The following is a 13224-nucleotide window of genomic DNA, read 5'->3' on the forward strand; positions in this document are numbered from 1 at the left end:
ACAGAAACAAGTCAATGGCAATTATACCTGCATATCATTATCCGCAACAGGGCAAACTCGTGGTACTCGGTGCCGGGGAAAGCGGTGTTGGAACGGCTGTATTGGCCCAAAAGAAGGGCTTTGATGTGTGGGTGTCTGATGTCGGGCGCATTGCCGACCAATATAAAAAACAATTGGAGGAGGCGCAGCTGGCTTATGAGGAAGGCCAGCACAGCGAAGCGCAAATACTGGCGGCGGACTTGGTCATTAAAAGCCCAGGTATACCCAACACCGCGCCGATCGTACAGCAGCTTAAGGACAGGGGGATACCCGTGATAGCGGAGATAGAATTCGCCGCTCAATATACGGATGCCAAGCTGATATGCATTACCGGTTCGAATGGCAAATCGACGACCACGATGCTTACCTGGCATATCCTCCGGCAAGGTGGGCTCAACGTCGGCTTGGCGGGCAATATCGGGCGTAGTTTTGCTTTGCAGGTCGCCAACGAGCAATATGATTATTACGTCTTGGAGTTGAGTAGCTTTATGCTGGACGATATGGAACACTTCCGGGCGGATATCGCCGTGCTGCTGAACATCACACCGGATCACCTGGATCGGTATGATCACAAGCTGGAAAACTACGTGGATTCCAAGTTCCGTATTATCCGCAACCAACGGCCCGAAGACCACTTTATCTACTGCCTGGATGATCCGATTACCAAAGCCGGACTGGAACGCCACCAACCCGCGGCAATGACGTTGCCGTTCAGCCTTACCGAAAAGGTCGTGCCAGGGGCTTACTTGGATGAGAAAAACGAATTAGTGATTAACGTACCACAACAAGAACTATTTACAATGGATATTAATGAACTTTCCCTTCAGGGTAAACACAACATTTACAACAACATGGCTTCCGGTTTGGTAGCCAAAGTACAGGAACTCCGCAACGCTTCGATGAAGGAGAGCATGGGGTCGTTCAAAAATATCCCACACCGCCTGGAGTTCGTGGCCTGTATCGCGGGTGTCAACTACATTAATGATTCCAAGGCGACCAACGTCAATGCCGTGTGGTATGCGCTGGAAAGCCTGGCTCCACAGATCGTGTTGATTATGGGTGGCGTGGATAAGGGCAACGATTATGAAATGCTGCGGGATTTGGTGCGGACCAAGGTTCGGGCAATTGTGTGTATTGGGAAAGACAACTCACGGATATACGATTCGCTGGAAGATGATGCACGGATTATCGTAAATAGCTCCAGCATGCGCGATGCGGTGGAAATCGCTTCGCATCTGGCACAAAAGGGCGATACCGTACTGCTCTCGCCCGCTTGTGCAAGCTTTGACTGGTTCAAGAATTTTGAAGACCGTGGCAATCAGTTTAAAGAAGCCGTGATGGATTTGTGATCAGTAACCGGTGATCGGTGAAACGATACCAAATTAATAGGGTTAAGAAATGGAACAAGCATTTTCAAAATTAAAGGGTGACCGATGGCTATGGATTATCATTATCGTATTGTCCGTATGGTCGTTGCTTGCGGTGTACAGTTCGGTGGGTACGTTGGCCTATAAAGAAGGCAAGGGTACGGAAGTATACCTTATCAAGCATACACTGCTTATTTTCGGCGGCTTTGCGTTGATGTACATTTCGCATTTGCTGGACTACCGGTGGTACGCTGGGATCTCAAAGATTTTGATGGCGATTACCATCCCGTTGTTGTTGTATACCTTGATCTTTGGGAATACCATCAATGAGGCCAATCGATGGGTGACGATTCCGGTTATCAATCAGACGTTTCAGACCTCCGATTTGGCGAAACTGGCATTGATTACTTTCCTTGCGCGGACGCTGACGCGCAAGCAAGAAAATATCAAGGACGTGAAGAAAGCGTTTTTGCCCATTATGGGGGCCGTTTGCTTAATCTTCGCGCTTATAGCGCCTGCGAACCTCTCAACGGCGCTGTTGCTGTTTGGCGTAAGTGTATTGTTATTGATCATCGGCCGAATCAGTATCAAGCAGATTTTTTACGTGTGTTCGGGAGTTTTTGTGCTGCTCATTTTGATTGTGGCCCTCGGGCCGCGCCGGCAGACCTATATGTCGCGTGTCGAAACCTATCTAAGTGGCGAAGCTGCTGATGACGATAAGTCTTTCCAGTCCGATCATGCCAAGATTGCCATCGCTTCGGGTGGATTGTTTGGAAAAGGGCCGGGCAACAGCACGCAGCGCAATGTACTGCCGCACCCTTATTCGGATTTCATTTTTGCCATTATCGTCGAGGAATACGGTACTATTGGCGGCGTTGTGCTGGTTTGTTTGTATGTGGCGCTCATGTTTCGATGTATCCGTATTGTGACCCTCAGTCCCAAGGCGTTCGGAGCGCTGCTTGCAGCGGGCCTGGGCTTCAGCCTTACTTTGCAGGCACTTGGAAACATGGCGGTTGCGGTAGGTCTCGGTCCCGTGACCGGTATCCCGTTGCCGCTTGTAAGTATGGGCGGAACGTCTATCTTGTTTACTAGTGTAGCTTTCGGTATTATATTAAGTGTGAGTCGGAATATTGATGAGATGAAGGGAAAAGTAGTCGCAGAACGAAATAAAAAGGTCATTGTTGGCGAGATTCCAGTCATGGAATAACGCACGGCCAACATCATTAATCAAACAGCATTATGGCGGGTATCAAGACAAAACGGATCATCATCAGCGGAGGCGGCACGGGAGGGCATATCTTTCCGGCTATAGCGATTGCTAATGCGCTGAAACGTTTGGCGCCCGACACCGAACTGCTGTTTGTAGGAGCCGAGGGCAAGATGGAGATGGACAAGGTGCCGGCTGCAGGATATGAGATCATCGGCTTGGATATTCAGGGAATCAATAGGAAGTCGTTCTGGAAAAACCTAATCTTGCCGTTTAAGTTGTACAAAAGCATCCGTAAAGCCCGGCAGATTCTCCATGATTTCAAACCCGACGTCGCCGTGGGGGTAGGCGGATATGCATCTGGTCCGTTGCTGCATACGGCTGTGCAAATGGGTATCCCTTGCCTGATTCAAGAGCAGAATTCATACGCTGGTATTACTAATAAGCGCCTGGGTGCGAAAGTGGATAAGATATGCGTCGCATTTGAAGGCATGGATAGGTTTTTTCCGAAGTCAAAGATCCTGCTGACCGGAAATCCCATTCGGCGCGAGTCAGTGGATATCCGGAATAAACGGTTTGAAGCGGCGGAATTGCTGAGTCTCTCGCCGCATAAAAAAACCATCTTATTGACGGGCGGAAGCTTGGGGGCGCGTACATTAAATACGTGCATGCGCGACGGATTGGATAGGTTGGCAGCCGCAGATGTACAGCTTATTTGGCAATGCGGCGGCTATTACTATGATGAACTTCGCGAAGCGCTCGGCAATGGCCATGAAGGCGTGAAGCTGACGGCTTTTCTCCACCGGATGGATCTTGCTTATGCGGCGGCAGATGTCATTATCGCCAGAGCTGGAGCCGGTACCATTGCCGAATTGTGCGCAGTAGGTAAGCCCGCTATTCTGGTACCGTCGCCTAATGTTGCTGAAGATCATCAGACAAAGAACGCAATGGCCTTGGTCGACAAGGATGCCGCTTTAATGGTGAGCGATATGGAGGCTCCCCAAAAGTTGGTGGATACCGCATTGGCGTTGCTCGACGATGAGAAGCGCATCAAGGTGTTGCGAGCAAATATCGGTAAACTGGCCATATGGGACGCAGATGAAATTATAGCCAGGGAAGTGTTGAAACTGGCAGGGGAATGAAGCATGACATGAGCAGCGAACGAATCAAGTGGTCGCTAAACAATACTAAAATAACATGAACATAGATAACATCAAGCAGGTATATCTTATCGGGGTTGGCGGTATCGGCATGAGCGCCCTGGCGCGTTATTTCCGTCATTTGGGATGCTTGGTGGCAGGTTATGATAAAACGGAAACGGCATTGACTGTGCAATTGGGTGCTGAAGGTATCCCGGTGATTTATTTGGATGATTTCGATTTGGTCGCTGATGCGTTTAAGACCGCAGGCGAACATACACTTATCATTTATACACCGGCGGTGCCTGGTGGATTGGATATTCTTAACCAGTTTCAGCGGCTTGGCCATACGTTGTATAAACGTTCGCAGGTACTCGGGTTTATCAGCCGGAGCAGGTTTACTATTGCCGTGGCCGGAACGCACGGCAAGACCACTACATCCACACTTGTTGCCCACCTGCTTAAGGATAGCGGCTATGATTGTTCGGCATTCCTGGGGGGGATCAGCACCAATTACAACAGCAACGTACTTTTTTCGGAAAATGATGTGGTCGTCGTAGAAGCAGATGAGTATGACAGGTCTTTCTTGACATTACATCCCGATGTGGCGGTAGTGACTTCGGCTGATGCGGACCACCTTGACATTTACGGGGATAAGGCACACCTTGAGGAGTCCTTCAATTTATTCCTGCACCAATTGCAGGCAGGCGGTACTGCCATCGTGAAAGCAGGGTTGCCGTTTGAAGCAACGATCCGCTATGCGGCAGACGGTCCTGCCGATGTTTATGCCGAAAATATCCATATCGTAGACGGTGCGTTCTTCTTTGATTATGTCTGGAGTGGAGGAAGGATGGGCGGCCTGCACCTTGGCGTGCCCGGAAAACACAACATTGAAAATGCCGTGGCTGCCATTACCATCGCCCGGCAACTGGGCATTGCGGCAGCTGATATCCGGCGTGCGTTGTCTTCATTCGCCGGTGTGAAACGCCGTTTTGAATACATTGTAAAAGCGGACCATAGCGTATACATCGACGACTATGCCCATCATCCCGAAGAGCTGCGGGCGTTTCTGTCTGCCGTGAAACAGCTTTATCCCACCAAGAAACTTACGGCGGTCTTTCAGCCGCACTTGTATACCCGTACCCGCGATTTTGCCGATGAATTTGCTGCGGTATTGGCCATGGCTGATACGTTGTTGCTGATGGATATTTATCCTGCGCGGGAACTTCCCATAGATGGGGTGGATGCACCGATGTTGCTCGGCAAGGTGGTGTCGGAAGATAAGCGTATTGTCAGTGCAGACGACGTAAAGGATTATGTACGTGCGCATCGTCCCGAGCTGTTGGTGACCATGGGCGCGGGCGATATTGATTTGTTGGTGAAACCGTTGAAGTCGATTTTGGAACATGCTTAAACAGTTGTCAAACCGGATTTTTTGGCAGCGGCTGCTGTATAGTGTGGTAGCGCTCATAGCACTGACGGGGCTCGTCACGCTCATGGGTTTTATCAACAAAAAGAGCAGTGAGCAAGCTTGCACGGATGTGCATGTCGTGGTGCTGGGCGATGAGTCGTTTGTCGAACAGAAAGACATCGTCGCCATGCTTGTGGAGAAGTATGGCGAGCTTCAGGGCCGTACGTTGGAAGCGCTCCCGACCCATGAAATGGAAAAGGATTTGCGTCAGATCCCCTTTGTGTTTTCGGCCATGGTAACCATTGATATGGACGGGCTGCTTACCGTACGGATCGTGCAACGGGAAGCGGTGGTACGTGTAATCAATAATAAGGGGCTTGACTTTTATATCGACAGTCAGGGGCATAAAATGCCCGTGTCGCTGAAATATGTGCCGCGTGTGCCTGTCGTAAACGGGTACATCACTGAGCCGTACAACGGCACGCTTGACACCATCGAGAGCCAACTGGTAAAAGACATTTTCAAAACCGCGCAGTTTATCCGTGCAGATAGCGTATGGAGCAGCCAAGTCGTGCAGTTGTATGTCAACGAATATCAGGATATCGAATTGGTGCCACGAGTGGGGAGCCAGCAGATTATATTGGGCAACGCCGATTCGCTCGATCGCAAGTTCGAAAAACTCATGCTGTTTTATAAAAAGATTGTGCCGAAGACAGGCATCGAGGCCTATAAGTCGGTGAACCTGAAATTTGCCGGTCAGATTGTTTGCGAACGAGACGAGCGGTTCAAACCCGAAGATTTAATGGTCACGCAGGATTCTACATATCATCATACAACAAATAGCATCAATACACAATAGTTATGAAGACAAAAATAACAACAGAAAGAGACTCGCCTATCGTCGTGGGGCTTGATATCGGAACTACGAAAATATGTGTTACCGTGGGGAGACGGAGTGGTGCCAAAAAAATAGAGATTCTTGGGGTAGGTAAAGCCGAATCATCGGGAGTAAGCAGGGGCGTAGTGGCTAACATCCAGAAGACGGTGAATAGCATCATGCAGGCGGTCGAAGAAGCCAGTGCGCAATCCAACGTGGATATCAAGGTTGTCAATGTCGGAATAGCTGGCCAGCACATCAAAAGCATCCAGCACCGGGGTATCCTGACACGAAAAGACGACAATGAAATCAGCCGACTGGATATCGAACGGCTCATCGAAGACATGTATAAACTTGTGCTTCCTCCGGGCGAGGAAATTATCCATGTCCTTCCGCAGGAATTCACGATTGATAACGAACCGGGCATCAAAGACCCTATCGGGATGGCGGGACGGCGGATGGAAGCCAACTTCCATATCATTTCAGGTCATGTAAGCGCCGTCAAAAACATCAAAAAGTGCATCGATAATGCGTCATTGGAAGTGCAGGATCTCATCCTTGAGCCTTTGGCATCCTCAGAAGCGGTGCTTGACGAAGCCGACAAAGACGCGGGGGTGGTGCTTGTCGATATCGGCGGCGGAACCACCGACGTAGCCATCTTCCACGAAGGGATTATCCGACATACGGCAGTTATCCCGCTGGGAGGCAATATTGTCACGGAAGATATCAAACAAGGCTGCTCAGTACTGCGCAACCAAGCTGAATTGCTGAAAATCCGTTTCGGTTCAGCCCTTGCCGATGAAAACAAGGAAAACGAAGTCATCTGTGTGCCCGGGCTGCGAGGGCGTGAGCCCAAGGAAATCTCGGTTAAGAATCTTGCTTACATCATCCAGGCGAGGATGGAAGAGATTATCGAACATGTATATTATGAGATCAAATCCTCAGGTTATGAAAATAAACTAATCGGCGGTATTGTAATTACTGGCGGCGGGGCCCAATTGAAGCATTTGGTACAGTTGGTTGAATACATCACCGGTATCGATTGCCGGGTGGGATTCCCCAACGAACACTTAGCCAAAAACGAAGTGCTTCCAAAGAACATCTACGATGAATTGAAAAGCCCGTTATATGCCACCGGTATCGGCTTGCTGATCAAGGGCATCCAAGCGGAAGAGGAACAGGCCGAAATGAACGAAAAAACAAGCGCTCCGCTATCAGTAAAAGACATTACCGAGAAGGGTTACAAAGAAAAAGGTTTCTTCAAATGGTTCAAAGACATCATCAAAGATGGCAATGAAATTGACGATGAAACCTACTTGGGCAAGAAATAGTTTTCAACAACAGCTGTTTTTTCCACATTGTTAACAGTTGTGGAAAACTATTGTGTAAAAAGTGCTATTATTACACTACGATTAGCGGGTCGAAATGGTTTTTGTATCACGCTCAGTTGGAGCAAAATACGATTGAGATATGTCTTTTAAGTTTGAAATGTTAAAGGAACAATCGGCAATTATCAAGGTAATTGGCGTAGGTGGTGGTGGTGGTAATGCTGTCAACCACATGTATAAGCAAGGTATCAGTGGCGTGGATTTCATCGTGTGCAACACGGATGCGCAGGCACTCGAATTAAGCCCGATTCCTAATAAAGTACAGTTGGGTGCAAGCCTTACCGAAGGCATGGGGGCAGGTGCAGACCCGACGGTAGGTGAAAATTCGGCCATTGAGAGCATTGAAGATATCAAACGCATGTTGGGCTCGAATACCAAGATGCTGTTTATCACTGCCGGGATGGGAGGCGGCACGGGAACCGGTGCAAGCCCGGTGCTGGCTAAGGCTGCAAAGGAGTTGGGCATTCTTACCGTGGCCATTGTGACCACGCCGTTTGCTTTTGAAGGCAAAAGACGGCGGATGCAGGCCGAAGAAGGGTTGGGCGAATTAAAGAAATACGTAGACTCGTATTTGGTGATTTCGAATGATCGCCTTCGCGATATCTTTGGCAACCTGACCATGACGGCGGCTTTTGCCAAGGCTGACGATATCCTCACCACCGCGGCCAAGGGTATAGCCGAGATCATTACGATACCCGGTTATGTCAATGTGGATTTCAAGGACGTACGCACCGTAATGAATGACAGCGGTGTTGCGATCATGGGCAATGCGGTGGCAGAAGGCGAACAACGCGCACTACGCGCGGTAGAGGGGGCGCTTGCTTCGCCGTTGCTCAAAGATAATGAGATTGAGGGTGCACGTTATATATTGCTTAATATCACATCGGGCAAACAAGAGGTGACGATGGATGAAGTGACCATTATCACCGATTACATCCAGGAAAAGGCTGGTTTATCCGCTGACTTGATTTGGGGCAATTGTATTAATGAATCACTGGAAAATGAATTGTCCGTAACCATTATTGCCACCGGATTTCAGACTTCCGAGGAGCGCAAGAAAGAGAAAGAAAATGAGCGGATTGAAATACCGCTGACTCCTGAAGAGCCGAAGGCTCCTTATGTCAAGCCAATTAATCAGTTTGTGCAAAAAGATAAAGGAGTCGCGGATCCGGCGCCTGTAGCCGCCAAGCCCGCTGTGACCGAAGAGCCCACGATACGGCCGGTGACGCAGCAGGTAGACTTGTTCAGCGCGCCTTCGCCTTCTTCTTCGAAACCTCAATTGCGGAACAGCACACCGGATAAAGACGGCATCATTCGTCATACGCTGACTCCCCAGAATGAGCAGGCCAATGAAGACGAACAGGCAGCGGATGGATTTGAAGTGAAAGTGACCCCTTCGCCGTTCCACTTCGAACTGCCGACCAGGAACGACGAAATCCGTGAGCCGGACCCCGAGCCGGAGGCGTATAAAGAAAAACTGGATAATGTGGCGAGATCCCCGGAACAAGGTTATCAAGCCAACGACCATAGGACACCGGAAGAGGTAGAGAAAGAACTGTTGACGGTCAAAGATCGGATTTTCCGGCTGAAACAACTGAGTTTGAAATTGAAGTCGGCCAATGGCCTGCAAGAACTGGAATCCGAGCCCGCATATCGGCGCAAACAACTGGCATTGGATGATGTACCGCACTCATCCGAATCGCAGGTGTCGCGGTTTACGCTATCTACCGAGGAGGGCATCACTGAAATCAGACCAAACAATTCATTTCTGCACGATAATGTAGATTAACGCATTTTCGTCTGCCTATCTAATACGTACAACTGTTTGGTGAGGATTTAGCAGAATCAAGCCAAACAGTTTTTTTGTATAGATGCGATGTAACCCTGCACAGACAAAACACGCTGCCAGACGCGGCAAATAACCAGAGCAAGTTGGCAGCTTTTGATTTAAAGTTTATCTTTGCAACAATTTTTGTACAATTTATTAATAGACAGGTATTGGACTTATTTGATAAAATTGCGAAAAATTTCGGGCCAATTGGCCAGCACTATGAGTGGTCACACGGCTATTTTTCATTTCCTAAACTTGAAGGCGATATCGCGCCCCGTATGCTATTTAATGGGAAGGAGCATCTCGTTTGGAGTCTCAATAATTATTTAGGGTTAGCCAATCATCCCGAAGTCCGGGAAGTGGATGCGAAAGCCGCCGCTGACTTTGGCATGGCCTATCCCATGGGAGCCCGGATGATGTCCGGAAATAGCTCGTATCATGAAGAACTGGAACAGGATCTCGCCACCTTTGTCGGCAAAGAAGATGCTTTTTTGCTCAATTATGGGTATCAAGGAATGGTTTCCATCATCGACGCACTATTAGACCGTAATGATGTGGTGGTCTATGATGCGGAATCCCATGCTTGTATTGTAGACGGTGTGCGCTTGCATATGGGCAAGCGATTCGTCTATCGGCATAACGATATCGAAAGCTGTGAAAAACAGTTGATACGGGCGACCAAATTGGCGCGCGCCAATGGCGGTTCAGTGTTGTTAATCACCGAAGGTGTGTTCGGCATGTCCGGCATCCAAGGGCAATTGAAAGAAATCGCTGCCTTAAAAAAGCTGTACGGTTTCAGGATGCTCGTTGATGATGCTCACGGCTTCGGTACCATGGGGCCGACGGGCGCAGGTACGCATGAAGAGCAGGACTGCATTGACGATATTGATATCTATTTCGGGACCTTCGCTAAATCCATGGCCGGTATCGGCGCATTTGTGGCCTCAACGAAGGAAGTGGTCACCTACCTGCGCTATAATATGCGCTCCCAGACGTTTGCCAAATCGCTGCCTATGCCCATGGTTATCGGGTTGAAAAAACGCTTTGAGCTATTGAAAAATAGTCCCGAACTCAGGGAAAGGCTGTGGAATGTGGCCCGCACGTTGCAGAATGGATTACGTGAGCGAGGGTTTGACATCGGGACGACCAATACCATGGTCACACCCGTGTTCCTTAAGGGTGATCTCAACGAAGCTACGGCGCTTACCCGGGATCTGCGCGAAACGCATGGCATATTTTGCTCCATTGTTGTATACCCTGTTATCCCCAAAGGGTTAATCGAGTTGCGGCTTATCCCTACCGCGATGCATACGCTGGAGGATGTCAACTATACGTTGGAAGCGTTCACCGCAGTTAGCGAAAAATTACAGACCGGCTATTACAAACAGACGGTTTCCTTGCCATCGGAATAGGCGTAGCATCGAAAATAGCGACCAGTGGGCTATAACACGCTAAAAAAGCCGGCTCGGGCTCTTTATTTTGTTGATAGGCGATTCGGTTGTAATTTGCTGTATATCAGTAGTTTGTGTTTTGTTTGCGCGGAACATATAGCTGTTGTTTCGTGAGATGTGGAAAAAAAAGTGCATTTACAGCCTGTTTTGCATGTTTTATTGTTTTTTTTTCCAAAAAAAGATTCTACTTTTAACGCACTGTAGATTATTAACTTAATTAAATTCAAACTTAAAGGAGTATTTATTATGGCAAGTATTCAGAAATTTAATGAGCTTAAGAGCTTAATCGACGGGCTGGAAGGGGATGCTGACAAATTCTTCAATAAAGGCAACAACGCGGCCGGGACTCGCGTGAGAAAAGGCTTGCAAGAAGTTAAAAACCTGGCTCAAGAAATTCGCTTGGAGATCCAGGATGCGAAAAACGCAAAGTAAGCGTACTTTTTTGATATGCATTAGTGCTTTCAATTCAAGCCCTGAGATGTCAGGGCTTTTTTATTTTGGTATTTTCCGATCGCTACTTTTTTTGTATTATCGCTGCAAACAATATGATGATGGCTCGTAAATTAAATAATCCGATTTGGGTCATGAGTTCAGCCTTCGACCAATTGTCGTTGGCGGAGCTTATTGAAACCGCTCCGCAGTTGGGCGTCCAGGGAATTGACTTGTGTGTTTTCCGGCGTGACGGTACACGGCAGGACCATGTAGCGACTCATTTGGATTATGATCTTTTTACCTTGGATACAGCCAAGCGGTTAATCGACGATTTCAACGCGGCCGGACTAAGGCTCTCGCTGGGCGCTTTCGAAAACATGATCGGCGGAAACCCGGTGGAACGGATTAAAAACCAAAATCACTTGCTTAAGTTGATTCGGATTGCACATCTGCTCGGAGGCGACGAAAACGATATAAAGGTGGGTACATTTGTCGGATATAACCATGAGCTCGGTGTCGCTGAATATGGTTTTCAAAAGAACCTTGATGAATATAAGCGGGTGTTTGAGCCCATTGTTAAGTACGCCGAAGATATGGGGGTGACCATCTTGTACGAAAATTGCCCCATGGAAGGGTGGCGGCCGGCGTCTTTTACAACGACTTTCAATAATTTGCCCGGTGTGCTGGCGGCTCGAAAGTTGATGTACGCCCTGATTCCGAGCAAAGCGCACGGCGAAATATATGACCCTTCACATGACATTTGGCAGCATACAGACCCCGTGGACGTTATTGCACAGAGTGACATCTCCAGGATTCACCGTATCCATGTAAAGACCACGCGTAACCTAAAAACCAAGGCCCGGATCGATTGGGGTGGCATGTATCCCATGCAGGCTGTGGAGCAGGCACTGGCAGATAAAGCGGGGGTGGCGGTTCCTTCAAACGATTGGGATCGGCACCATTATGAAGCCATGCTGCCCGGTTTTGGGGGATCCGATAGCATGGACTGGCGGGCATTTGTGGAGTTGCTTGCCGAAAAAGGTTTTGACGGGCCATACGAAATCGAAAACGAAGCACGGAATTCCAAAGACACCGGCAATTTGCAGGCTATCATACAGGGATATCAGGCGACCGTCAGGTTTCTGTCGCCAATGCTCTGGGCGTTGGATGAATCAGTTGGTTATGCTTATCGTAACGCCAAGCCTTTAGTAGCCAGCAGGACGCACGATGTGCCGGTAAAGACAATCGACCAGCTGCAATAATATCCGGTAGCTGGGCGCCCCGGGTGGCTAAACACCAGAATGCAACCGGAATTTCTCGATCAGTTCGGCGATGTTGTCGACCTGTAATTTCTCGAAAATCCGGGTTTTGTAGGTGCTTACCGTTGACGTACTCAGGCTGAGCGCCTTCGATACTTCCATGATGCCCAGCCCCTGTACTAAGTACTTGGCTACATCCACTTCCCTGTTGGAAAGTTTATTCAGCGGATTGTCTGCCTTCAAGACAGATTTTCCCATGGTCAATGTGTTGTAATATAATTCTCTCACTTCCGGGCTCATGTACTTGCCACGTTGGATGACCGCAAGCAAGGCTTCCTTTAAATCGGCTTTCGATGTGTTTTTGTTGAGGTAGCCAGCCGCGCCCGCCTGCAGGTAACGCAGCGCGTAGAGCGTTTCATCGTATGATGAAAAGACCAGGATTTTGATATTTGGCTGTACAGTCAACACTTTTTCGACCATCTTTATGTTGTTCCCTCCTGGCATATTGATGTCCAAGAGTAGGAGTTCGAATTGTTTTTCCGATAATAACTTGATCATTTCGTCAAAGTCTTCCGCTTGCGTGACTTTTGCTAAGGGCAAGGTTTCTTTTACCACTATCGACGTGCCCAGCCTAACGATACCGTGATCATCTGCTATTAATATCTCTGTCATGTGAATTTAAAGTTTGTCATAGAGGCGCCACACGGATGACGCTTGGTCATTTCATAAGCAAGGATGTCTTCGTTGCGAACAATCGCAAATATAAAGTTAAAATGTTAATATACATCAATCTCTGAGGTTAAATTTAATGCGTAAGCAGCAA

Annotated in this window: 11 protein-coding genes; 10 read left to right on the top strand and 1 reads right to left on the bottom strand. The window is 48.5% G+C overall.

The window, feature by feature from the left end; all coding sequences use genetic code 11:
• Window positions 1–14: 14 nt before the first annotated feature.
• The 10 genes from murD (at window position 15) to B5X72_RS15065 (ending at window position 12404) form a co-directional block, all read left to right on the top strand.
• Window positions 15–1388 (top strand): UDP-N-acetylmuramoyl-L-alanine--D-glutamate ligase, encoded by a 1374-nt coding sequence (gene murD, locus B5X72_RS15020; RefSeq protein WP_079717737.1) that lies wholly within the window; start codon window positions 15–17, stop codon window positions 1386–1388.
• 49 nt (window positions 1389–1437) lie between these two features.
• Window positions 1438–2613: an FtsW/RodA/SpoVE family cell cycle protein gene (locus tag B5X72_RS15025; protein WP_079717738.1), complete on the top strand. Its 1176-nt coding sequence runs from the start codon at window positions 1438–1440 to the stop codon at window positions 2611–2613.
• Window positions 2614–2645: 32 nt separating this feature from the next.
• Window positions 2646–3755: an undecaprenyldiphospho-muramoylpentapeptide beta-N-acetylglucosaminyltransferase gene (murG, locus tag B5X72_RS15030; protein WP_079717739.1), complete on the top strand. Its 1110-nt coding sequence runs from the start codon at window positions 2646–2648 to the stop codon at window positions 3753–3755.
• 55 nt (window positions 3756–3810) lie between these two features.
• Entirely contained in the window at window positions 3811–5166 is a 1356-nt protein-coding gene (murC, locus tag B5X72_RS15035) for a UDP-N-acetylmuramate--L-alanine ligase (protein WP_079717740.1), read from the top strand.
• Window positions 5159–6022 carry a cell division protein FtsQ/DivIB gene (locus tag B5X72_RS15040; protein WP_176146231.1) on the top strand — a complete coding sequence of 288 codons (864 nt, stop codon included), beginning with the start codon at window positions 5159–5161 and terminating at the stop codon, window positions 6020–6022. Before murC ends, B5X72_RS15040 begins: the two co-directional genes overlap by 8 nt.
• 2 nt (window positions 6023–6024) lie before the next feature.
• The gene (gene ftsA / locus B5X72_RS15045; protein WP_079717741.1) at window positions 6025–7371 is read left to right on the top strand and encodes a cell division protein FtsA; all 1347 of its coding nucleotides are present in this window, start codon (window positions 6025–6027) and stop codon (window positions 7369–7371) included.
• 139 nt (window positions 7372–7510) lie between these two features.
• On the top strand, window positions 7511–9217 hold the full coding sequence (gene ftsZ / locus B5X72_RS15050) for a cell division protein FtsZ (RefSeq protein ID WP_079717742.1): 1707 nt from the start codon (window positions 7511–7513) through the stop codon (window positions 9215–9217).
• A gap of 209 nt (window positions 9218–9426) precedes the next feature.
• The gene (locus B5X72_RS15055) at window positions 9427–10671 is read left to right on the top strand and encodes an aminotransferase class I/II-fold pyridoxal phosphate-dependent enzyme (RefSeq protein WP_079717840.1); all 1245 of its coding nucleotides are present in this window, start codon (window positions 9427–9429) and stop codon (window positions 10669–10671) included.
• 285 nt (window positions 10672–10956) lie between these two features.
• Entirely contained in the window at window positions 10957–11142 is a 186-nt protein-coding gene (locus B5X72_RS15060) for a histone H1 (protein WP_079717743.1), read from the top strand.
• A 152-nt stretch (window positions 11143–11294) separates the two neighbouring features.
• Complete coding sequence (locus B5X72_RS15065; protein WP_233632651.1) at window positions 11295–12404, top strand: sugar phosphate isomerase/epimerase family protein; 1110 nt, start codon at window positions 11295–11297, stop codon at window positions 12402–12404.
• A 27-nt stretch (window positions 12405–12431) separates the two neighbouring features.
• Here B5X72_RS15065 and B5X72_RS15070 read toward each other — a convergent pair whose 3' ends face one another.
• Window positions 12432–13073: a response regulator transcription factor gene (locus B5X72_RS15070; protein ID WP_079717744.1), complete on the bottom strand. Its 642-nt coding sequence runs from the start codon at window positions 13071–13073 to the stop codon at window positions 12432–12434.
• Between the last annotated feature and the right edge of the window lie 151 nt (window positions 13074–13224).

This window comes from Parapedobacter luteus (genome assembly GCF_900168055.1).
Taxonomy (GTDB): Bacteria; Bacteroidota; Bacteroidia; order Sphingobacteriales; family Sphingobacteriaceae; genus Parapedobacter; species Parapedobacter luteus.